This is a genomic window from Bacillus sp. SN1, assembly GCF_002796895.1.
Classification (GTDB): domain Bacteria; phylum Bacillota; class Bacilli; order Bacillales; family Bacillaceae; genus Bacillus; species Bacillus inaquosorum.
Genome location: NZ_PHIE01000004.1, coordinates 28163 through 51894, shown reverse-complemented (window position 1 = coordinate 51894; position 23732 = coordinate 28163). Strand labels below are relative to the sequence as shown.

At 40.4% G+C, this 23732-nt stretch carries 22 protein-coding genes and 1 pseudogene; 5 read left to right on the top strand and 18 right to left on the bottom strand.

The features are described from left to right. Positions 1-165 precede the first annotated feature (165 nt). Complete coding sequence (blaOXA, locus tag CVV77_RS14500; RefSeq protein WP_019257330.1) at positions 166-969, top strand: class D beta-lactamase; 804 nt, start codon at positions 166-168, stop codon at positions 967-969. 29 nt (positions 970-998) lie between these two features. Here the strand turns inward: blaOXA and CVV77_RS14495 are convergent, their stop codons facing one another. From CVV77_RS14495 to CVV77_RS14480, 4 genes are all read right to left on the bottom strand, one after another. Beyond that, positions 999-1190, bottom strand: coding sequence for a DUF5370 family protein (locus CVV77_RS14495; protein WP_029316749.1), 192 nt, complete (start codon positions 1188-1190; stop codon positions 999-1001). Between the two features lie 14 nt (positions 1191-1204). Then, positions 1205-1453, bottom strand: a complete 249-nt coding sequence (gene csgA / locus CVV77_RS14490) for a sigma-G-dependent sporulation-specific acid-soluble spore protein CsgA (RefSeq protein ID WP_003241413.1) — start codon at positions 1451-1453, stop codon at positions 1205-1207. A gap of 112 nt (positions 1454-1565) precedes the next feature. Continuing rightward, entirely contained in the window at positions 1566-2954 is a 1389-nt protein-coding gene (locus CVV77_RS14485) for an amino acid permease (protein WP_100275724.1), read from the bottom strand. Between the two features lie 316 nt (positions 2955-3270). Then, complete coding sequence (locus CVV77_RS14480; protein ID WP_100275723.1) at positions 3271-4455, bottom strand: DUF4885 domain-containing protein; 1185 nt, start codon at positions 4453-4455, stop codon at positions 3271-3273. Between the two features lie 131 nt (positions 4456-4586). Here CVV77_RS14480 and CVV77_RS14475 point away from each other — a divergent pair, with 131 nt between their 5' ends. Together CVV77_RS14475 and CVV77_RS14470 are read left to right on the top strand one after the other, a co-directional pair. Then, positions 4587-5444 carry a hypothetical protein gene (locus CVV77_RS14475; RefSeq protein ID WP_088111631.1) on the top strand — a complete coding sequence of 286 codons (858 nt, stop codon included), beginning with the start codon at positions 4587-4589 and terminating at the stop codon, positions 5442-5444. 97 nt (positions 5445-5541) lie between these two features. Further along, positions 5542-6312: a serine/threonine protein kinase gene (locus CVV77_RS14470; RefSeq protein WP_019257325.1), complete on the top strand. Its 771-nt coding sequence runs from the start codon at positions 5542-5544 to the stop codon at positions 6310-6312. Here CVV77_RS14470 and CVV77_RS14465 read toward each other — a convergent pair. From CVV77_RS14465 to CVV77_RS14450, 4 genes are read right to left on the bottom strand one after another with little or no spacing between them, the layout of a single operon-like run. After that, positions 6297-6560 (bottom strand): hypothetical protein, encoded by a 264-nt coding sequence (locus CVV77_RS14465; RefSeq protein ID WP_088111633.1) that lies wholly within the window; start codon positions 6558-6560, stop codon positions 6297-6299. The two genes, CVV77_RS14470 and CVV77_RS14465, sit on opposite strands and share 16 nt — an antisense overlap. 49 nt (positions 6561-6609) lie before the next feature. Next, positions 6610-7605: a two-component system sensor histidine kinase YbdK gene (gene ybdK, locus CVV77_RS14460; RefSeq protein WP_181280842.1), complete on the bottom strand. Its 996-nt coding sequence runs from the start codon at positions 7603-7605 to the stop codon at positions 6610-6612. Further along, complete coding sequence (gene ybdJ / locus CVV77_RS14455; RefSeq protein ID WP_084993218.1) at positions 7602-8273, bottom strand: two-component system response regulator YbdJ; 672 nt, start codon at positions 8271-8273, stop codon at positions 7602-7604. The genes ybdK and ybdJ overlap by 4 nt, the downstream gene beginning before the upstream one ends. A 1-nt stretch (position 8274) precedes the next feature. Next, complete coding sequence (locus CVV77_RS14450; protein ID WP_100275722.1) at positions 8275-9252, bottom strand: alpha/beta fold hydrolase; 978 nt, start codon at positions 9250-9252, stop codon at positions 8275-8277. A 135-nt stretch (positions 9253-9387) separates the two neighbouring features. Between CVV77_RS14450 and CVV77_RS22600 the strand changes: the two are divergent. After that, positions 9388-10225 (top strand): annotated as a pseudogene (locus CVV77_RS22600) (MerR family transcriptional regulator). A gap of 4 nt (positions 10226-10229) precedes the next feature. After that, positions 10230-11225: a serine hydrolase domain-containing protein gene (locus CVV77_RS14440; protein ID WP_100275721.1), complete on the top strand. Its 996-nt coding sequence runs from the start codon at positions 10230-10232 to the stop codon at positions 11223-11225. Between the two features lie 182 nt (positions 11226-11407). On the opposite strand, the gene CVV77_RS14435 is transcribed toward CVV77_RS14440, so the two are convergent. The 10 genes from CVV77_RS14435 to glmS all read right to left on the bottom strand — a co-directional run bounded on the left by CVV77_RS14435 (position 11408) and on the right by glmS (position 23568). After that, entirely contained in the window at positions 11408-11923 is a 516-nt protein-coding gene (locus CVV77_RS14435; RefSeq protein WP_100275720.1) for a HEAT repeat domain-containing protein, read from the bottom strand. Between the two features lie 359 nt (positions 11924-12282). Further along, positions 12283-13455, bottom strand: a complete 1173-nt coding sequence (locus CVV77_RS14430) for an MFS transporter (protein WP_100275719.1) — start codon at positions 13453-13455, stop codon at positions 12283-12285. 131 nt (positions 13456-13586) lie between these two features. Next, entirely contained in the window at positions 13587-13889 is a 303-nt protein-coding gene (locus CVV77_RS14425) for an ArsR/SmtB family transcription factor (RefSeq protein WP_003234907.1), read from the bottom strand. 350 nt (positions 13890-14239) lie between these two features. After that, entirely contained in the window at positions 14240-14608 is a 369-nt protein-coding gene (locus CVV77_RS14420; protein ID WP_100275718.1) for a Na-translocating system protein MpsC family protein, read from the bottom strand. A 56-nt stretch (positions 14609-14664) separates the two neighbouring features. Next, complete coding sequence (locus CVV77_RS14415; protein ID WP_003241434.1) at positions 14665-14955, bottom strand: DUF6407 family protein; 291 nt, start codon at positions 14953-14955, stop codon at positions 14665-14667. A 66-nt stretch (positions 14956-15021) separates the two neighbouring features. Continuing rightward, positions 15022-15546: a carbonic anhydrase gene (locus CVV77_RS14410; RefSeq protein ID WP_100275717.1), complete on the bottom strand. Its 525-nt coding sequence runs from the start codon at positions 15544-15546 to the stop codon at positions 15022-15024. A gap of 75 nt (positions 15547-15621) precedes the next feature. Further along, the gene (locus CVV77_RS14405; RefSeq protein ID WP_100275716.1) at positions 15622-18240 is read right to left on the bottom strand and encodes a DUF2309 domain-containing protein; all 2619 of its coding nucleotides are present in this window, start codon (positions 18238-18240) and stop codon (positions 15622-15624) included. 14 nt (positions 18241-18254) lie between these two features. Further along, the gene (locus CVV77_RS14400; RefSeq protein WP_100275715.1) at positions 18255-19772 is read right to left on the bottom strand and encodes an NADH dehydrogenase subunit 5; all 1518 of its coding nucleotides are present in this window, start codon (positions 19770-19772) and stop codon (positions 18255-18257) included. A gap of 1055 nt (positions 19773-20827) precedes the next feature. Next, positions 20828-21451, bottom strand: coding sequence for an undecaprenyl-diphosphatase (locus tag CVV77_RS14395; RefSeq protein WP_100275714.1), 624 nt, complete (start codon positions 21449-21451; stop codon positions 20828-20830). A gap of 314 nt (positions 21452-21765) precedes the next feature. Continuing rightward, entirely contained in the window at positions 21766-23568 is a 1803-nt protein-coding gene (glmS, locus tag CVV77_RS14390) for a glutamine--fructose-6-phosphate transaminase (isomerizing) (protein ID WP_003241446.1), read from the bottom strand. Positions 23569-23732: the final 164 nt, after the last annotated feature.

Below are 23732 nucleotides of genomic sequence, written 5' to 3'. Positions count from 1 at the left end.
CTGCCTTCCTTTTTACCCTCTATTTTCACTTAATCCTACAAGCATAAACCCAATAACAGTATTTGTTTACGAAACCAAATTTAAGCGTTTTTATGAGCAACTTTTTAGAGGAAGAGCAGAAGAAATAGAGAAAAAGTAGTTGATCAAAACAAAGGGGAGAACAAAATGAAAAAGTGGATATATGTTGTGCTGGTGCTAAGTATTGCAGGGATCGGCGGATTTTCCGTCCACGCAGCAACGTCTGCCTATGAAAAACATCTGAATGTCAGCCGAATGAATGTCGATGACGAATTCAAGGATACGGATGGAACCTTCATTCTTCACGATGTGCAAAAGGATAAGACCTTTGTCTACAACAGAGAACGGGCAAACAAAAGACAAACCCCGCAGTCCACCTTTAAGGTCGTGAACGCCTTAATCGGTTTGCAGGTAAAAGCTGTTCGGGATGAATACGATGTCAAACGGTGGGACGGGGTCAAGCGCGAATTCGAATCATGGAACCGCGACCATACGCTAGGATCGGCGATGCGTGAATCTGCAATCTGGTATTACCAGGCATTAGCGAGAGATATCGGCGAGGAAAGAATGAAAACATGGCTTCATACTCTGTCATACGGCAACGAAGATATCAGCGGGGGAATCGACCAGTTTTGGCTGCAAAGCTCTCTGACAATATCTCCGTTGGAACAAGAAGCCTTTTTGGAGAAACTTTTTAAAGAGGAGCTTCCATTTGACAAATCGGTGATGAAAACCGTCAAGCGCATGATGATTCAAGAGGAAGGAGATCACTACACGCTCTACGGGAAAACTGGAACCCGCCTGACAGACATGGGATTAGGCTGGTTTGTCGGATTCATCAAAACAGAGCATGGCTCTTATATTTTTGTCACCAATGTTGATGATTCCGGCACAAAAGCCAAAAACATCACAGTGGATATCCTGAAAAAGTATGGCCTGATCACATCCTAAATGAAGGAGCCCCGCAAATAGGCAGGGCTCTAAATCTCATGCTCAAAACAATAATGATTCACTAGCTCTTCAATCAAATCATGATCCGGATATTCTCCGTTAAATTCAAATTCGATTTCTTCCACAAATTCTCCGTGATGGTATACATGGATGGCTCCATTTTGACGGACGACGCTAAACTCCGGCTGAAATGTATATCCGCTTCGTTCAATTGCTCCCATTTCTACCCCGCCTTTCAAAGCAGTAATTCATACACCTCGTTTAATTCCTTGGCCCGTTTTTGATCCTGTTCATTCTGGGCATACTTAATTTCTTTCTCTAATACATGGTTCAAAAAAGACATTTCATTGTCATCTAAGTCTTTTACAAATTCCTCTTCATTCACATACCGCTTCGCCAGCATCTTCTTGCAAATCCGCTGGCAGACTTCATTTTCAAGATGGTTTGAAAGTGATTCGCGCAAATAACCGAGTGTAACATCCATTTTTGAACACCTTTCCTTCTGCTATCTTTACCCTATAGCTTGCTGAAATAGGGAAAATCCATACGCCAAAAATAAAAAAAGAGACATCCGTGAATGTCTCTTTTTTCTATGGTTATTTAGCCGCTTGACTGCTTTTTGTCAAATTGGCCTGTGCACGTTTGCCAATCCCAAACACATAATAACTTATGACCACAATCGCTAAGAATATCACGCCTACAATCAGAGAAATACGAGTATCATCATTAAACCACATGCCGACCAGAACCATCAGCAAGAAAGCAATCGTCAAATAGTTTGTGAAAGGTGCAAACGGCATTTTGAATGGATGTTTATCTAATGCAGCGCCCTTCGCTTTTCTGAATCCGATGTGGCTGATCAAAATGATAAACCAAGGAATCATGCCAGGCAGCACGCTTGCGCTGTATACATATACAAAGATCTTCGGCGGCGCAATATAGTTCAGCACAACACCGACAGCCAAACCGATCAGTACCGCAATTGTGCCATACAGCGGCACACCGTTGCGTGAAATCTTCTTAAAGAATTTCGGCGCTTGTCCATTGACGCCTAATGTATAAAGCATACGGCCCGCACTGAAAATACCGCTGTTACAGCCAGACATTGCCGCTGTAATCACAACAAAGTTAATAATGCCGGCGGCTGCCGTAATTCCGATTTTCGCGAACGTAGACACGAACGGGCTTCCAAGTGAATTGAGCTCATTCCAAGGATAAACTGTCACGATCACAAAGATAGCGCCAATATAGAAAATCAAAATACGCCAGATAATACTTTGAATCGCGCTTCTTAGCGTGTTTTGCGGGTCCTTCGCTTCACCGGCTGTAATCCCGATCAGCTCAACTCCTTGATAGGCCGCAATGACGAGAGACAGCGCAAAGAAGAAACCTGAGAAACCGCCCGCAAAGAAGCCCCCGTGAGACCACAAGTTCGACAATCCGATCGCATCTCCGCCGTTGCCAAACCCGAAGAAAATAATCCCGACTCCCGCAATAATCATCAAGATAATCGTCACGATTTTAATCATTGCAAACCAAAACTCAAATTCGCCAAATGACTTAACAGAAATTAAGTTCGCCGCACCAAGAATCACCATTGCCACGATACCAGGTATCCAAGCAGGCAAATCCGGGAACCAATACTTCATATAAGAACCGACAGCGATAATTTCTGACATGCCGACGATAATCCACTGGAACCAGTTGCTCCAAGCTGTTATATAACCTGCCAGCGGATGAATATATTGATGGCCGAATGTCGCAAAAGAACCCGTGCTTGGCTCGACATAAAGCATTTCACCCATCGCACGCATAATAAAAAAGATAAAAATTCCGCATATTGCATAAGCCAGAAGGACAGACGGGCCAGTCCATGAAATCGTGCTGGCAGAACCCATAAACAACCCAACACCGATCGTACCGCCTAAGGCGATCATCTGAATATGACGCGCGCCAAGGCCCCTCTTTAATTCTTTATTTGCCACTCCTCTTCCTCCTCTTAACAAAATACTCGAAAATGATAAAACAGCATGCCTGCTTGCCTTCTCATCAATCAGTTATAACAATCAGAAAATTCAAACTTAAAATTGTTATATAATCTCCAAAATTACTTATTTCATCATAATAAATTTCTCTGGAAAATACAATTGTTTTTTTGAGGTAAACACTTTTATTCAGAGTTTTTAATAAGAACTTTGATTAAAATCTTTTATATGAATATAATTAAATTGTTTAAATATTAAAATTATATTTCCTCTATTGATTCTCATAAAAAATAAGCTGTTCACAATGAACAGCTTTCTAATAATTCACACCCTTTTGGTGCTTTAATGTCTCAAGCCACCCGGTATCTCCGGTGCCATAGCCCTTGCTTTGCCCCACATCTCTTAAAGATCCATTGCTGTAATGAATTGATAGGATGAAATCAGGAATGGTATCATACCCGGCTTCCGCAATTTTACTGAGCTCTAAACGGTAGTGAGATATAGCATAAGAAGCCGTTTGTTTTTGCAGAGGATTTTTTTCAAGCTCTTCTTTATATACGTCTAATAAGTCATGTCCATCAGGCGTTACATACCGTCCGTCAATCACTTCTAAATCCTTCAAATGATAGCCTGTGACTTCATACATCTCACGAGCAGCCTGATACTTTTTATATGCCTCTTCGGAAAATTGTGTTGAATCACTGCTTTGGCTTTTCATGATATGTAAAAATAGCTCTTTGCTGTTGTCTCCAGATTGCAGCACTTGCTCAATTTGCTCAATCAGTGCCTGATCGTCTGTCCCGCTCACCTGTACCTTATAGTCAATCGGCGTAATCGTAAACGTCAGCTCTATCCCCTGCGGAATGTGAATATGGTTTCGGTTCAACAGCACTTGCAGCTGTTGGTTAACCTGGCTTCGTTGATATACCTTTGCATTCTCAGCTTCCACTTCTCCATTAAACGTGACATTGCGAAACGCAGCATCCTGCAGGTTATAGTTTTGCGCCTTCCCTTTGAATAGCCATTCTGTTTCATTATCGTAAGCGGCCTGTCTTTCTGCAGCTGACAGATCACTTCTGAAATAAGGCGACTTTGAATTTTGGTACTTATCCTTAATATAGCCTAATGGATCAGACTTTGTTTTGTTAATCGCATTCATCCTGCTGTATTTTTCATCTAGTATTTTGATTCTAATATCACTCTCAGATTCATAGGGGTTTTGGGATTGAATCACTGTTTCTTCCCCTGTGTCTGTCACTGTTTGATCATTCGCTGATTGATACACTTTGCTGAAAGTCCCGCCGTTTCCCGCCACACTGGTTTTAGAATAATTGAACTGGTTGATTCCCTCATTTGAAGATCGTGACTCAAGCCTGCTGTATGCCTTTTCCAGCACCGCCGCTGTATTTTCAGACGTATTCTCGCGTTTAGCAGCCGCATTCCTATTCAATATGTTCTGTGCCATCAGCTGGGTGCGGATAAATTGCCGATTCAGACGCATTGGATTCCCTCCTGAACAATTCTCTCTTACCCTTTTTTATCGGCAATTCAATGTATATATTAACCTCAAAAAACATTTATTTACACATGAAACGTTAATATGTATGATGGAAATAAAAGGAGGTTGTTTGCATGACGAAAAAATGGCTCATTTCATTCGCTATTATGCTGTCTGTCTTATTCACCTTTACTTATTCGGCATCAGCTGCCGGAGTCACTGCTATTACAGGAAACAATTCATTTGATACCGCAGCACCCATCGGATATTGGAAATATAAGAATATCGATACAACGATACTGGAAGCCGGACAAGATGAAGCCTATTTCACTTTTACAGCTAATAAGGGAGAAAAAGTATACGTGAGAAGTACGTATCAGAGCGCGTACACAGGGATGAAAATTGAAATTTACGATAAGAACAGAGTACCTGTTTCACAAGGTACAGAAGTCATTAACCCTGACACTTTTTCTTCATTTATCTATGCCAATGCTGACGCTCAAAACACGACGGATACCTTCTATGTGAAAGTGTCACGCGGCACCTATACCGGGAACATGTATTTCACACTTTCAATTGAAGACCGAATCAAATCCGGCAGCGGAACGTTCCAGTTCAGCGGCGTTGCTGAAAATAAAGGGAACACAAGCCTTAGTCCCTCAGGTTCTGACTCCAGCGTGATCAAGATTGATTTAACAAATCAATCTGGAATACCGCGCGATGCCATCGTAACCAGAGTACAAACAACCGCCACTCAAACACCAAGCCAGGGAAATACACGCCACTTCATCATGACGAGTGAAAACAACGAATGGCGCCGTGCTCTTGTGAATAGCTCGACTTCAGGGTCTTATGATATATCCTTGTCAGATCAACTCAGTGTAGCAAAGGTATGGAGTTTTAAATATAATACACTAGCAACTGCTAAATCGACGATGAGTAATGTAAAAGCAAAAATAGATTATCAATACGATGTCACCAAGCAGTTTTAACTTATACCGAGCCGGTTATCCGGCTCTTTTTTATTTTTAGCCTAGAAGGCAATCGTTTTGATAAACTATAGTCAGTACAATCAAGGGAAGTGCAGACATGGCATTAAAACAGCTAAAAAAGCTCCTTTTTGACCGTCCTCTAAAGGACGGCGTTATTCTAAATCATCAATACAGAATCGAAGAATGCCTCGGCATGGGCGGCTATGGGTTGGTTTATTTGTGCACTGATGTCCATACTCAAACCTCTTATGTCTTAAAACAGCTGCGGCCGACAAAAGCGAAAAAGGAAAAAGAAAGAGTCCGGTTCCAGCAGGAAATGAAACTGCTCAAAAGCATGCACCACCCGCAAATCCCGGCCTTCATAGAAGATTTCATCATTGACGGACAAGCTTATTATGTCATGCAGTTCATTGAGGGAGATAACATAGAAGAATTACTATTTTTTCGAAAACAGCCATTTACAGAGCTCATGGCGTTACAGCTGATTTCACAGCTCCTTGAGATTGTAGAATACCTGCATGAACGCCTGATATTTCATAGCGACATCAGAACGCCTAATATCATCATCAATGACGGTAGGCTCTGCCTCATCGATTTCGGCCTTGCCAAACAATTGACTCCTGAAGAAACGGAGGAAGTAAAGGTGAGGAAACAGGATGACTTCTTCGATCTTGGAGAAACGCTGTTGTTCCTGCTATATTCTCAATATAAAGGAAAAAAGAAGAAAAACGGCACCTGGATGGAGGAATTAACGCTCACAAAAGAAGTAACCCTGCTGCTGAAAAAATTATTGGGCATTGATGAAGAGTATCAGCACACCGCTTTTATTCGCGAAGATTTAAACCGCGCCATTCAATCGGTCACATAAAAAAACCCTTGTCCCAAAAGCGGAACAAGAACTTTTTTTGGATTAACTGCTGCTGTAGCTCCGGCGTTTGTAACGATGACTGCCGCCATAACGGTCGTAGTGTCTTCTTTTGCCTGAGCTGCTGCTGTAGCTGCGGTAATGTCTGCGCCGGCTGCTGCTGTAATGCCGGTGTCTGCGATATCGGTCACTAGAGCTGCCTGAGAGGTACTTGATCGTTTTGATGATTTTTTTAAACATATGCTGATCACCTCATTTCTTTCTTCCTATTATATATATTTTATGGGAGAAAGAAAAACATCAGCGGGGCCACTCTTTTGAAAACAAGAACCGCGTTCCATTCTCATTTGTCTGCAGCTCATAAGTAATCGCAAGCAGTCTGCATATATCCTCAATAATCTTTAACCCAAGCCCCTCACTGTTCTCATTCTGATCAAATCCAATACCGTCATCCCGAATAGAAACAGTGCCATGTTCGATCGTAACTTCCATCTTTTCAGCTTTTGAATGCTTTAACGTATTTTGAAAAATATTATCGAACAGCCTTTGCATCCATAACGCGTTGCTCATCCATATCACATCTTGATCTGTTGGCTTATAGTGCAATTCAATCCCATTCATACTGTATAAATAATCCCACTTTTTCACCGCTGTTTCTAATAGCTCGTTTAGGTACACTTCTTCATTTACGATATAAGAACTTTCTAACGTTTCAGCGGAATATAAATTGAATTCATTGGTTAATTCCGAGATATATTCGATTTGCTGATACAACGATTCGAATACGGCCTGATCATGACATTGGCCTTCCAAATAAAATAACTGCAGCCTGAGAGCGGTTAAAGGTGTATTAATGTCATGACGCAGTTTTTGCAAAAGTTCCTTTTTGATTTCCTCCTGCTGTCTCAATTCCAGTTCACGGTATGTCGTCCGTTCAATTAACAAATTGACCGATTTAGTCAGTTCCCCGATTTCATCAGCGCGTTTCACTTCTATTTTATCGGGCACCTTTTGATCACTCGCCAGATGCCGAATGGTTTGATTTAATAGGTTGATTTTATGGAGCAGGGAATGAATCGACCTTGAAAATAAAAAAGCTAACAATAAGAGTGATAACAAAAATACAACGAGCATTGCCGGATACGCAAAAGACCTGTGAAAAGGCATACCATGATTCATCGGTTTAAACATGCTGTCATAAATTACAGACATCAAAATACTAACCGCCAGCAATAGCACCGGAACACTAATAACGGCCGTACATAATAACAGCTGATATTTTGTCTTTAGCTTCATTTCTTCACAACGGTATTCAGCCGATACCCTTCTCCATATATATTTTCAATAATCTCACCTACTTGATCATTGATTTTGGCTCTGATTTTTTTAATGTGCACATTGACGATATTCGGATTTCTGTCTTCGAGCTGCCATAGATATTCAAAGAAATGTTCCTTTGTCAGGGTACTGTCTCTATTTTCATATAAATAAAAGAAAATTTTCCGCTCAATCGCAGTAAACAACACCTCATCATGCAGGCTTTCATTGAACACTTTTTTGGTTTCCGCATCAATATACAAATGTCTGATTTGCGTAAAGGTGCCATAATGATGCTCAAGCATATTCTTCATTCTTAATAGCAGCTCTCTCGGATCAAAGGGCTTTACCATATAATCCTCACCGATCTGCAAACCTTGAAGCTTGCTGTCCATGTCATTGCGGGCCGAGAGAAAAATGACCGGAATGCGCAGCCCCAGCTTTTTGATTTTTGCAGACATTTGATATCCGTCTTCACCCGGCAGCATCACATCCATAATGACCAAATCCACCTTCTGAATTACCGAAAGTACATCCGCTCCATCTGTTTTCCACATCACATGATAACCCTCACGCTGCAAAATCTTTTGCAGCAAATCACCAATCATCACATCGTCTTCAACGATTAAAATATGATAACCCTTCATCCTAGCGAACCTTTCTCATAAACTCCATGGAAAGTTTATATATTTGATCAGGCTGATATAAATAAATACTGTGTGTTCCCCTCAGTTCCTTTATATCAGCTGTATTAAATTGAGCCGCAAACGCTTCATAATCTTTTCGGTTTTGTATGGCGTACTTTGAATGTCTATTTTGGTCAGAGACCGCATCTAAAATCAAGACGGGAGTTTCTTTTGGCGCCGGCAGATTCACAGATTTCCTGCCGTTTTGGTAAGACTGTAAAAGCTCATGCTCCATATCTGCATTAAAAAATTGCTTAAAATTAATGGCTTTATAGATTTCTTTTTCTTCATCGGTTAAAAACGACTGCCGAATCACCTCAGGATTATATACTGCGGAGGACATAAACCGATGAAAACCAATCGACGTTAACAGATGGAACCCTCTCACTTTCAGTCTGTCAATCCCGCTCAATTTATACGTGACATACTGCTGAGGCAATCCAATATCCATCGCAATAATCGCCTTAATTTCCTTAGGATATTTCTGCGCCCAATACATCGCTTCAATCCCGGATATGGAATGAGGCATTAAAATATAAGGAGGCTTATTTCCGCTTTTCATAAGCGCTTTCCTCGTCTGTTCCAGAACCGTGTCAATATCTCTGTCATCATTAGACACATCACTGTATCCATAACCAGCCCGATCAACGACAGCAATCTTGTTTTCTTTTGAAAACTTGCTGTACAAACCTTTCATCTCATAAGCAGGCGCAGCAATCCCCGAACCGGCCATAAACACAAACGTATCCTTCCCGCTTCCCTCTTGATACACGTTCATCTTTTTACCGTCAACATCGACTACTGTGCCTTTTTCTTGAAAGAGCGATGCTTCCTTATTTAATTGATAATGGTGGTAAACAAAAACGGAGACGGATACAAGCAAAACCAAAGCAGCTAAGCTGCCAAAAAAGATTTTTAAGACTTTCCATAAAGTTTTCATATGATGCTCCTTTCACGTGATACGGAAAGGATACGACATAAAAATAAATTTCTGATTAATTTTAGAACGATTTTATTTAGACATTTGACTTTGCCCTTACGGAAAGGTGTACATTTGGAGCATGGAGGTGATCGTTTGCTATCGATCGGTGAATTTTCAAAGATATGCAAAGTATCAACAAAAACACTGCGATACTATGATGAAATCGGATTAATCCACCCCGAAGACATTAACCCTGAAAATGGATATCGATATTATTCTATCAGGCAGTTGAAAGAAATGCTCTTGATTAACCGTTTAAAGTCGTATCATTTTTCTCTGGAAGAAATCAAAACCATTCTCGATGTAGAAGAGGATCAGGCAGAAGAGATGCTTGGTTTCGCCCTTCAGCGACAAAAACAAGAAGTACAGGGAAAGATTAATGCTTATGAATATACACTTACACAAATGAACCAAGACATTCTGCGTGCAGAGAAGGGCAAACCAATGATGTCATGGTTTGACGATATAGAAGTAATGCTTGCCGAAACCCAGCCAATGAACATTCTTTATATACGCCAAATGCTGAGCAGTGATGACTACGCCTTAGGATATGAGAATTGAGAAGTATTTTAGCAGGCTATATGAAAGAATTGCTGTTGATAAACTTACCTTGCTCGGCACGCCCATGACCATTTATCACAGCCCTGAGTACAACCCTGCCGGCAATGATACAGAGTTTGCGATTCCAATAGAGGAGACGGTAAGGGGGACAAGAGATTTACGCGGAGGTCTTTGCGCAAAGTCTGTTTGGAAGGGACCATATGCAGAATTAACAACCGTATACGCTAAGCTGAGAGAATGGGTCGAAGGTGAAGGCTATGAATTGGCGCAATCACCCTATGAAGTGTATGCAACCGATCACCACCAAGCTGGTGTGCCAGAGGATATTGTGACTGAAGTGTATTTTCCAATAAAGAAAAAAGAGAGGTAACGTCATGCAAAGAAACGACTGGCCAACTGCAGACCCGGCAGCCTTGGGGATAGACGCCGACAAACTGTCTGAGCTTGACCCTAAAATAAAATCCGAATACAGCAATATAAATGGTATCGTGGTTGTGAGAAATGGATACATCGCTTATGAGCGCTATTCTCATCAATATGGACCCGACGATACGCATCATGTAGCATCAGTAACCAAAAGTATCATGTCGGCCCTCATTGGGATTGCAATACATGCAGGATACATCAAAAGTGTCGACCAAAACGTTCTGGACTTTTTCCCAGATACTCCTAATAAACAAATACAAGCCATCACCATACGCCACCTTCTCACGATGACAGCTCCCTATCCATTTGAAGACTGGCACGAACCACTCGACAAGATGTGCATACAGCCTGATTGGATCACCTATACGCTGGATATGCTGGGCCAAGGAGGCACAATCGGCACTTTTAAATACTCCACCGCAGGTGCACACCTGCTATCAGCCATCATCACCCGTAGCACAGGCAAAAGCGCCCGCGAGTTTGCCAACGATCACTTGTTTAAACCGCTTGGCATGAAAGAAATTCCCTATTATGAAATGAAATCATTTGGCTTTGATGATTTGTTCGGGAAAAACGTGAAGGGATGGGTAAATGACCCGGACGGCAACTCAACCGGAGGATGGGGACTTACGCTGACCCCACGGGATATGGCTCGTTTTGGTTATCTATATTTGAATCATGGTACTTGGAACAATCAACAGATCATTCCGAGATCATGGATTGACGAATCAACAGCAATGAATCCCAATAACTACGGTTATCTATGGTGGCTGCGTGATGAGGACGGCGTTTTCTCATACTCAGCACTGGGCGATGGCGGGAACGTGATTTGCTGTGTTCCGGAGAAAGACCTAATCGTAGCGATCGCATCAGAATTCACTATGAATGCTCGTGACAGGTGGAAGCTGATTAAGGAATGTATTGTCCAGTCTGTGAAAGATTAAACTTATTTATGGCAATTAGACAGATAAGAAATAAGCGGTAGCCTCCTCAATATCTTTCTCCTTGAGAAGGCTGCCGATAACCGCCAATAAGAAACTCTCGTCCATTCTTATTTTTTACCGAAAATCCCATGAAGGTGTCATCTGCTTAGCGATACCAAACCTCTATATCTACTACCCTACCTTCAATCCTCCTTATCTTTCAGCTGAAAAGCAATCAGTTTTCCTAATGCCTCTTCAGCCGCAAACGGAGCAACTATTCCTGAAGGATGTTCATGCTCGTGCTTCAGGCATTCATACATCTTCGGTTCAATGCAAGCCGGATCGATCCATGCAATACACCAGGATGCCCAAAAACGTGATTGCCCTTCACTTTCTTGAGCGATTTTGATGACAAAGGGCAGACTGGGCTTCCCGATTCTCATGAGTGAAATGGCTGCAGCCATTCGTGTATCTTCGGCATGACTTGTTAATAAACGTGATAGCTCCTCCGCTGCTTCACTCGCATCTTCGCCAAACTCACCTAAAACAGCCGCAGCAATATTACGCAAAGAGCCTTCCTCTCTTAAAGCCTCAACCAAAACAGGTATCGCATCTTTTCCTGATCTCTTTAGCTCCCTTATCGCTTGAACAATTGTGATCTCATTTGTATTCGCTAAATTCTGAACAGATAACGACAATTCATCACCATTTGATTTCATAAAAGGGCCCCCTCTCTCGTTTGATAATAAACACTCAGCGTATTCCATAAGGATATACTGGAAAGTGCATTATCTTCCAATTAACATTTAAATACTACAAACACTGTAAATAATCCTGTGAGATCCCATTATAAGAAACTCCGCCGCCTTTTTTAATGTTATCTCGCATCTGCTGAGCACTGACACAAAAGACCCCTTTGGTCAGTTAACCAAAGAGGTCTTATTCATTAAATTCATCTCATCTTATAGAATCAAAAAATTCCTAACGATCTAAAAAGGACGGCTCTACATGGACTGGTAACTATAATCTAATATATATTAGGGCAATTGAATTTTAAGAACTAAAACAAAGCAGTGTATTATTGATTGATATCTTTTAGCGCTTGTTTCGGTTGCGAATTGAAAATCATCAATGATGCAATAATGGCAATCATAACCCCTAACGCACCAATCCAAGTAATCGAAGCCAATGATACGTTTTCTACAAAAACGCCCCCTATCCCTGCGCCGACTGCCATAGCGAGTTGCATCATGGACTGATTAATACTGAGCAAAACACCTGACATTTCGGGTTCTATTGTAGCTAGATGAAATTGCTGTGTCGGACCGGTAGACCATGCGGCAAACGACCATAATATGAGAATCACCAACACACCGATAAAGGAATGAGTGACAAATGACAGCCCAACCAGTGTGACGATATGCAATGTCATCCCGCCGACGAGTGTAAAAGGGACTCCCCATTTATCGGTGCTATATCCCCCAAACTTCGATCCAACCAAACTGGCAATTCCAAATATAAGCAAAACACCGCTAAGCAGCTTGCCGCTTATTCCTGAAATGTTCAAGAGATACGGTGACAGATAGGTATAAGCAACAGAATATCCCCCGAGCCAGAAGAAAGTGATTGATAATCCCATCGCCACTTTCCGTTTTTTGAAAAGAGCAAGCTGTTGAACCAAAGGTACAGGCTTATCCCCTTCAGTATGCGGAAGAGTAAAGAATATAACGGCCATTGCGATCAATCCTAACAAAGCAATTGCACCAAATACAGACTTCCAGCCTAATGCTACTGCTATCATTCTTCCAAGCGGAACACCAATGATTAAAGAAGCGGTAAATCCCATAACGACAGTAGCGATGGCACTGCCTTGCTTCCCTTCCGATGCAATCTTAGCGGCAATCGTTAATGCGGTGACAACAACCATACCTGCTCCCATCGCCATAATGATCCGAGCAGCAATAAACCATCCATAACCAGGCAGTACAAAAGCCAGGACATTGCCAAACACAAACAAACCGAGGGCATACATCATCAATCTGCGTCTATCCATACTTGCTGTCAATGCCATAAGTATGGGTGTGGAAAGAGCATATACAAGTGAAAAGATCGTAATAAGCTGGCCCGCGGCAGCCAAAGTTATCCCGAGTGTATGAGCAATGTGATCCAAAATACCGGAAATGATGTACTCTGAGGTTCCTACTAAAAAGCTGACAATGGCTAAAATGTAAATTTTCCAAGTGTTAGACATAAAACATTCACTCCTTAATCATTAATAAAACAACATATCACGAAATATCGATATGTTAATTTAATAAAATAAACATATCACAATATGTCGATATGTATGGCGTAAAAATAAACATCTTTTGATGTTTATTTTTATATCTCTGTTTTAAGAAAATCAGCAAGTTTCCCAATGGCTTCTTCATCTCTTTTGTAATAAGTGTACTTTCCGATTCGTTCCGCCTTAATCAGGCCGGCTCTTAAAAGGATGGTGAGATATTGGGAAGCCGTCGATTGCGTCATTTTCAATTTGTCTGTTATTTGACTGACACATACCCCGATTGTGTTCATATCAATCCCTTCATGGGGTGCAAAATGACGATCAGGCTCCTTCAGCCATTGTAAAATTTGCAGCCTTGATTCATTTGATAAGGCTTTGAATACTTCAATTGGTTCCATGACAATTATTATATCGTTATATTCCGATATGTCAATTCGATTTTCAAAAAATTTTTGATGCTTGGCTTCTTTTTATAGATATTCATCCTTAAAGGTTTATTTCTGACTAATTCATGAAATGGAACTGAAGACAGCATAATCAAAAACTCAAGACTTTTTTCCCCGCTTAAATTATTATCGGCCTCATAATCATGTCATTGTACTCTTTGGGGGGAATCCGGCAGCGGCTTTGTAATTTTGGCGTCCGCTTAGATTGTGAATTAAAACAATGATGGCATAACTCTAAAAAAAGAAGCGGAAGTTGATTATGTTCAATCAGCTTCCAACCTCTTTGACAAACATTTAATTCTTTATATTAAAAGATTTTTCTCTAAATCATTACATAATTTAAATACCATCACTCGTTCACCCGTCCTAGAGCTTAAATCAGTATGAAAACTTCTCACTTCTTCTCCGGTTATTGTTAGGATAATATCCTTAAGACCTTCGATTCCCGATTCAACTAACTCCGAACGAGTTTGTTTGATAGATAACATCCCTTCTTTTGAACCACAAACTGCATATTCAGCTGGTGTTAAAATTCCTTTTAAATTAACGATGATCATATCCCGCAGTATATCAGTTTTAACAGATACAGACCCACGCCCAAGATAATCCTTCTCCCATTGAGTAATGGACTTACTGATCTCTGATTCAATAGAACCTCTCGTTTTTTTCATATATAACACATCTCCTGGCAAAAAAATTGGCATATTCTATTAGTTATTTCGTCTCATTAATATTCTCTTACAACATGTCCTTCATATACACCCTCAATATCCAAATCAGTTTTACCGTTTCTTGAGACCACTATCATTTTGGATAACATATTTTCTTCCATCATAGAGTGGACATGCAAAAATCGAACGCTTCCTAAATGGGTTTCCTCAACCTCTTCATAAGATTTTAAATGATAAAAATCAATTGCTTTTCTAATTACTTTTTTCATACATTCCATATTTTCTCGATCAAACGAGCTCATTTCCTCTATTGTTTTCGTTACAAAATCAGTTAAATTAGCGTTCATACAATCTCCTTAGAACTGCTTCTTTCTCCATAGATGGGTGCGTTTAGAAGCTGAACCTTCATTTCATCATGACAAGCAATGATCAGGTAGGGCTTGACCTGTTTTAACATCAGGAACCTCCACAATTGAGGCTTTTCCATCCTTATGATGAACGAGCAAACCTCTAACTTTCACATATGACGGCACTAGTGGATGCTGACGAATGATATCAACACTTTTTTCAACACTAGTACTATTTTCATTTAGCCATTCATCGACCGTACCACCTAAAAATTCAGGCCTGCAGTTTTGAAATAGATAATTCAATGTTTGTATTTTATCCTTCATTGTTTCCAGTTGAGTTAGTCCATTACCTGTGGAAGTCCTCTTATCTTTTGTTCCTACCACAAAAACCTCCTCAACATCTTCCTGGTAAATCGCAAAAATAACAGACCTCATGATTTCTCCATAAGGATGTGAGATACCGGCACCATAGCTTTGTATTGTCAGCATATTTTCTGCTGGAGTGTTAGTCACTTCTTGTAAAATAGGCTCCAAGCCGTTTTCAATGTCCGTCAAAAATAATACTTTTTTATTTTGATTTCCATTCATATAGCACACCTCTTCTTTATGTTTTTCATTTTTATATTGAGTAACAAATCCATTTGATAATGTTTAGATTCATAATTACCAGCTTTCCCAGCATCCCTCTGGATCAATACTAGCCAGTCGAACCCATCCATTTTGAACTTTTTGCAGAAATACTGAGTCATTATTTAATAACCGTTCTACATATTCTCTAGGTGCTTGGATGACAATTAACAAACGAAGAGGAGAATGATAAGCCTCATAATCTGATTGCATGACGGATTGCCAAGGCAGTCCGGCTAACAAGTCACTTGCATTCCCCTGCATAACTCCGAGACCTGCAGTAACGGTTTGAGTTGCTTTATTTCCGCTGCCATAATAATGAGGTGCTACCGTTGATGCGTAATATTGTAAATTAATCCATTGGGCCACAGTTCCAGGTCCTGCAATAATATTTGCTAGGAGTTCACCGCTTTCGTCCTGCTTCCAATCATAATTATGAAGGAAGGCTCTTCCTTCCAAATCACAATCCTGAGTGAGTTCACGTTGGCCGATAATAAAAGCGGCATTACGAGCCAGTCCCCATTCCGGACGTATCTCACTCCAATCTTCCGCAAATCGGTGTGCCTCTGCCTTCGGATTTTTAAGTTTCGATTGGACATTCGGTAATTGGGCTAGACGTTCTGCATTTGCATGATGTTTCACTTTCGGCATAACAGCTTCGATACGTTCAAATGCTTCCTGTGCAGCTTCAGAAAGCTCTGGTACATAAAGCCAATGTAATTCATCCACCGTTGTATTATGTTCAGCGGCAGCAAAAACCGTATCCTCAGGAATTTTAATTCCTTCAGTCAAAAGAACTTCTCTTACCTCTGGAAGATTACATAAAGCAGCTAAAACTCTTGCATTGAATCCACCGGCCGCCCCACCGCAGGCACCACAATCAAGAGCTGCCGCATAAGGGTTATTGATACTTTGGCTGCCATGTCCGCAAATCACGACTAATGGTGCGAAATTCTCTGTTAATCCCATCATTTTTAGAGCTTGGCGGGCATGGTTCACTTTTTCTTCCTCAGTAAAACCTACAGGTATTTCTGCCTCTGTGTCATACTCATGATGAAGCGAGAGTTTTGTATCAGGTTTACGTAACCAAGTCTCACGGAGATTACGAATGAAACGATCCGTTTTTCTTGGCACAAAGCTGCGTGCTACCATTTGCAGACTAAGCCAAGGCCCGCTTAGCTCAGGCAGAAGCAAGCTCGTAAGTACATTCTGTTTCATCTTTTTAAATGTATGGCTTAATGAATGAACCGCTTGCGTGCGTTGGTTGTATTTTTCGAGTACATCTTCATCTGCAAACTCTTTTATTGTATTTTGCGGTTTTTGTATGACCGGCAAGGAGGCATGACTGTGTTTACTGCCAAGTTCACAAGTTGCAATCGGCACCCCAAAGAAACCAGCAATACCAATCGTTTCAAATGGACCTTCTTTTTCTAGTTGACGACGAAAAGGCTCTGATCGTACATCGATGCAGAATGCCAATTGAGCTAATGCAGATTTTTTACCATTGGTTTCACGTTGTTTTGAGATGATCTTCTGACTTAATCGATCAGTGTATGTTTGTTCCCAAGCTTCTAACCAAAGTTTCCTGCGAAGTTTCTCATCAAAGCTGTAGGCAAATGATAAATATTCGTTTTGTTTATCGGCCGACATCTGTGGCCATTCCTCTAATGTAAGTCCCCCCCAATGAATCCAAGCTGTTATAAGGGGAGAAATTGAAATTTTATTCTCAAATCGTTCATTATGAATAGGTAAATATGGCTTTATAAGAGCCCACTCCATGGATATTCGGACCGCTAAATAATCTGTCAGGAGTGCATGTTCATGGCTCGATTGTTGGGAGCGCCAAAGCATCATCCCTGCCCATCCAGGTAAGGAAAGTAAATGACCTTCAAGATAAGTCTGTATTTCTGATTCGGGGATTTCTAGTGCGAATAACGCTTCTTGTAAAGCCAAGTGTGCCTCTTGCGGCCAACCTTTTAACCTTTCACGCTGCTTTTTACTAAGTGCTGGATCATACTGAATGAGATGCTGCCAGGCACGATAGAAACCTTCCTTACGATTGGGCATTGTCCAACCTGCTTGAGAGTCATCAAGATATAATTTACTCCACTTAATGACATGATGATCTAGGATATTGACTAACCTTTCACCATCTTGATTCTCTATATATGAACTTATTGGTTGCATATAAAAACTCTCGATATGATCCAATCCACTGCATTCATTCACCAATTTCTCCAGCTTATGCGATGATAAAAGGTCGGAAGGCAGTGGATCTAATTGTAATCCAGCATGACAAAATCGTTCTGCCACGTCCCGTGGGATATTAAAGGAATGTGAATCAAGCCAGCGCTGCAGCCCCATTTCCACAAAATCTTCATCAATCTCACCTTTATTCTTTGCTGAACGGATCATAGATGCACTAGGGTATATATCAACATCCCGAGTGTTTTTCAACCAACCTGCAACCTGATCAAAAGATTGGTTTTCAAGCCCCATCCACGGATTACGTGCAGCAAAGGTAGAAATAGGCCAAAGTGGCGCAATCACTCGGCTGGCGGATGTAATTAAAACGTTAAGATCACTTTCTTGAACATCAATATCTGTATCTTTCTTTTTTACATTTTCTTTCGTTAATACGGATGTAATGCCCATCTCAGATTAGCTCCTTATGATAAATATTGTTTAAGGTAGTCTGGGTGACTCTCTACTGACTTTGGCTTTGCTTCACCTAATCGAACTAACCAAAGATAGATAACCGCGAAGAGCACTGAAGAACGATGACGAGCAACCCACGTACCTAAAGCACTGCCAAATAGTAAGAAACATACAACAATGATGACAGCTGACATTGGAGGTTGAACACTTTGAAAATCGATTGTATGCAGCCACTTATAGAAGAGGTGATGAATGACAAAATATACGAGGGCTGCTCCTCCTAAACATGTTAAGCCAACAATTCGGCCAATTTTCCCCTCTCCAAAAGCTACGAGCTGAGTCCAAGAAACGGACAATGACCACCCTAAGATCAGCGCACTAATGAATTGATACCCCTCTCCAGGAGCAGTGAGCCAAAAAGCAACGCCTATCACTAAGGCTAACGTACGGCCAGCCACGATCCATAAATAGGATGATCCCTCATTAACCCGAGTCGATGCTTCATGCCGCTGTACTGCCGAACCAGCCTGTAAAAACAACGTAGCTTTGAATAAACCATGTAAAATAAGATGAATAATGGCTGCTATATAGGCTCCTAATGCACACTGAATGAGCATAAACCCCATTTGTGCAATCGTGGAGCCTACTAGCTGGCGTTTATAGTCAACCTGGACCAAACTAATACCAGTTCCAATCAATACAGAGATGCCAGCAAGCAGAAGTAAAATAATCGATGCTATACCACCATTAAATAGAGGTGAAAATCGAGTGAGTATAATCCCGCCTGCGTTTACTAAACCTGCGTGCATAATCGCAGAAACAGGAGTTGGAGCAACAATAGACTCAATTAACCATCTTTGGAATGGCCATTGAGCCGCAGGAATGATCACTGCTAACACAATCAATAAATGAATCCCTGTTCTCTCCCAAATCCCCAGTTGAGCTAAACTTTCATTTGTTAAAACCAACGATAACCGCCATTGACCTGTGACTTGAAAAAGCATAATCATCGCGAAAAACAAAGAAAACCAACTTAACAAAAATAATCGGCCAGTAACCTTGGCTGCTTCGTTAGCTACTTGCCAAGCACTGTTTAACCTTATAAGTAAAATTAAACCGACAAGAGTTGCTCCCCAAGAAATAACCATCAAGCGAAGATCACCGCTTAACCATGTAATTGAAGCAGCACCTGTAGTGAAAGTAAAAAGCGTAAAATATTTTCGATATGATCGATCTCCCATTAAGTAACGTACAGAAAAACGCTGAATGACGAAACCAATTGCAAGAACAAAGAAAGTCATTAAACAAGCTAAGGAATCTAAGTGCCAAGGGCCAATATCTCCACTCACACTACTATTGGCAAGAAGCAGGAAGGAAACCAAAAGCGGTAAAGCCAAGATACCAATATGAATGCGAACATAACTCAAGGGTGCTCGCGGATGTAAAAACAATAGTCCACTTAACCCGGAAATAATAAGCATAATAAAAAATAATGTTAATAATGATGACAAACTCAGCGAAAACAACATTTCAAATTCTCCCTTAGGTAAAATTCTCTCTGTAATTTAATACAATTTCATTTATCTTTTTGAATAGTTACGTATTTTTCCCAATAAAAAAAGCCGACAACTTCAGAACTCAATGATTATCTTAGTCATTGAATCTTGAAAATTGTCGGCTTCACTTCAACTAACTTCAGCAAAGTTTTTTGAAGAGCTACCTTATTATTGGTCATTTTGCTATATACAATATTTTAAGTTGCGTCTAAAGGAATGGAATATCGTTTAATTTAGTACCTTGATTTAAAAAATAAATCGACTTATGTTACTCTTCGTTTTTTATTAGGATCCTTTTTCAATCTATCAAGATTTAAAATTAAATATGAAAAGAATGCTAAAGGCCTAATTTTATTAACAAACAAAAATAAACATCTGCGCCGATTATTAAGTTAAGTATAAGATATGCTAAATTTTAAACATTGTCAAGATGTTGGAATACGGAGAATGAAGTATTAAATCCTTCTTTCCCTTTAAATATACATCCTGAATCTTTATCCAAGGCTTATGATATCTATCATTTTAATTTTTTGTAGAAATACAAGAAAATTTTATAATCATTTTTCTATTATTTTCTTGTTTAGTAAATAACTGAGTTCAATTAGGAACTATAAATGAATACTGGTTCCTACTTTATTTTCAACAGCCTTAACGACCAAGAAATTGAACTAGCTGTTGTGGATATTGTTATAGCTAGAATTCCCCAATTTCTCAGTAGATGTCACTTTCCTTGAAAATACCTTCTTTATATTTTCATATTCTTATGGCAATCTTAAATATCTGTAAAACTAAACATAGCCATCTTTAAAACAAAAACCCCTTTGGCTAAAACTGTAGCTTTGAAATAAAGGTTGATCAAAAATAACACATGAACCTTCAGTTTACGGCAAATTTAAAGAATCCATTTAGAAAAAAAGATAGATCAAAATGGATTCTACAGTTTTGAATACAGATGGAATCTTTATAAAAGAGTATGATCATTTTAGGTTACGATTTTTTGAACATTAGCACCCGATTGTTGAATAAATCTAAAAGTTTTTTGACTTGTTTTCCTTTCTTTTGAAACGATAAAGAAGTATGTTTTCACATTTTTCATAAATTTTTATGGTAGTTTGAGTAACATTTAGTTTAGGGAATGTTAAATATATAAAAGTTGAAACTGCTAGGCTTATTAATACTCCTGCTAAAACATCAAAAGGATAATGAACCCCAACCCATATACGGGAGACTCCCACAAGAACAGCTAACAATACCCATAAAATTGACCAGCCTCTCTTAAAGAGCCAGAATGAAATACAATATGAGAAGAATAAAATTGTATGGTCACTTGGAAAAGAATTGTCTTTTTCTTTATGTATCAGTTTATTAACCTCTCCCAATTCAACAAAAGGTTGATAATTCGAGTGAAATGCCCCTGCAACCTTCCCTATCGTAAAGGCACAAATGAAAGCGATAGATGCACAAAGAATCATAATTCTATTATCCGTATCTCTTGTAAACCAAATAAAAAGAACACTTAGTGCAAGTAAAAAAACCATATATTCAGCAATAAAACTAAATACAGGATTCAAAAAGGGATGTTCTTTTCCTAAGTCATTAACTAGTCTAAACAGTGATATATTAACTTCTGAAATATCCAAATCCAACACCATCCAATCTCTTTTTAGAACATAGTAAAAGAAAATTAGATGACCTGCCATCGAATCAAATTACATTATTTGAGATTAAAGTTACATTTTTGTAAGATCGGTGTCACATCATTTATGTAAAAAGGGGACTCAATATCAATTGGAATCCCCTTATAATTTTTAGTTACCTGCCTCTTTAGTTAAAATAGAAAAATACCCTTAGACAAAAATTATCTAAGGGAAAAAGCGTCGTAACTTTATTTTAAACATCTCATCTTTTATACAAAAATCGTGACTTTATTTCAAAGCCTCAAAAACAACCAAAGGGGTTAAACATTTTACTCCACAGTAACACTCTTCGCAAGGTTACGAGGTTTATCAACATCACAGCCGCGATGCAGTGCAGCATAGTAAGCGATCAACTGCAGTGGAACAACAGAAACCAATGGAGCAAGCGCTGGGTTTACTTCCGGCAGTACGAATCTGTCATCCGCATCGTCTAGGCCTTTCAGTGAGATGATGCATGTGTTTGCTCCGCGAGCGGCAACTTCCTTGACGTTTCCGCGGATGCTTAGGTTTACGTGCTCTTGTGTTGCCAGTGCGAATACTGGTGTACCTTGTTCGATCAAGGCAATCGTGCCGTGCTTCAATTCTCCGCCGGCAAAGCCTTCTGCCTGGATGTAAGAAATCTCTTTCAGCTTCAGTGCGCCTTCGACACATACGAAGTAGTCAAGGCCGCGTCCGATGAAGAAAGCGTTTCTGGATACAGTCAGGTATTCACGGGCGATCATTTCCATTTCGTCTTTCTGGTCGCAAAGGGCTTCCATTGCGTTCGCAGCGATACCAAGTTCTTTGACGAGGTCAAATCCGATATCAATGCCGTTTTTGTCAGCAGCCACAGATGCAAGAACCGCAAGAACTGCGATTTGTGCAGTGTATGCTTTCGTTGACGCAACAGCGATTTCTGGGCCTGCATGAAGCAGCAATGTGTAGTCAGCTTCACGAGAAAGTGTTGATCCCGGTACGTTTGTGATTGTCAGGGCTTTGTGTCCGAGTGCTTTGACTTGAACAAGTACCGCACGGCTGTCTGCTGTTTCTCCGCTTTGAGAAAGGAAAATGAAGAGCGGTTTCTTAGACAGAAGCGGCATGTTGTAGGAGAATTCACTCGCTACATGCACTTCAACCGGCACGTTTGCCCACATTTCAATATATTGTTTACCGACAAGTCCTGCGTGGTAGCTTGTTCCGCAGCCAATGATATAGATACGGTCCGCTTCCGCTACAGCGGCAGCGATATCGCCAGGCACAGACAGTTTGCCGTTTTCATCTTGATACGTTTGGATGATTTTGCGCATGACAACAGGCTGCTCATCCGTTTCTTTCAACATGTAGTGAGGGTACGTGCCTTTTTCGATATCACTGGCATCCAGCTCAGCGATATAAGACGCACGTGTAATGACGTCACCATCAAGATTTTTGATGACAACTTGATCATCAGTGACGATGACCATTTCTTTATCCATCAGCTCTACGTATTCGTTGGTTACTTGAAGCATCGCCATCGCATCAGATGCTACGACGTTGAATGTATCTCCAAGACCGACTAATAGAGGGCTTTTGTTTTTCGCTACAAAAATCGTTTCTCTGTTTTCGTTGTCGAATAAAGCAATTGCATAAGAGCCTTTTAACAGTGTAAGTGTTTTACGGAACGCTTCTTCTGTATCAAGTCCTCCGTTGACAAATTGCTCGATTACTTGAACAACTACCTCTGTATCGGTGTCACTTTTGAGCTCTACATCTTGTAAATACTCTTGTTTCAGCTGAACATAGTTCTCGATCACGCCGTTATGAACAAGTGTAAAGCGGCCCAGTGCGCTTTGATGCGGGTGAGCGTTTAGATAGCTTGGTTCGCCGTGTGTTGCCCAGCGAGTATGGCCAATTCCGGCTTTCGCTTCTACATTGGCATCCACAACTTCACGAAGATCCGCAATGCGTCCTTTTTCTTTGAACACATGGATTCCCTGTTCGTTGGCAACAGCGATACCAGCAGAGTCATATCCGCGGTACTCAAGCTTTTCTAACCCTTTCAGTAAAATTTCCTTCGCATCAAGCTGACCGATATAACCTACGATTCCACACATATTTTTCTTCCTCCTAAGATTGTAAAAGGAGACGAAGAAAGTCAAATTTCAAGGGGACTTTCAATCGTCCCCTCCTACATGTTTTTTGGAAGATCATGTGATTTCTCTTTGTTCAAGGAGTCACCCCCTTGGTTTAAAGAAATCCTTACGGCTGTGATCTGCAT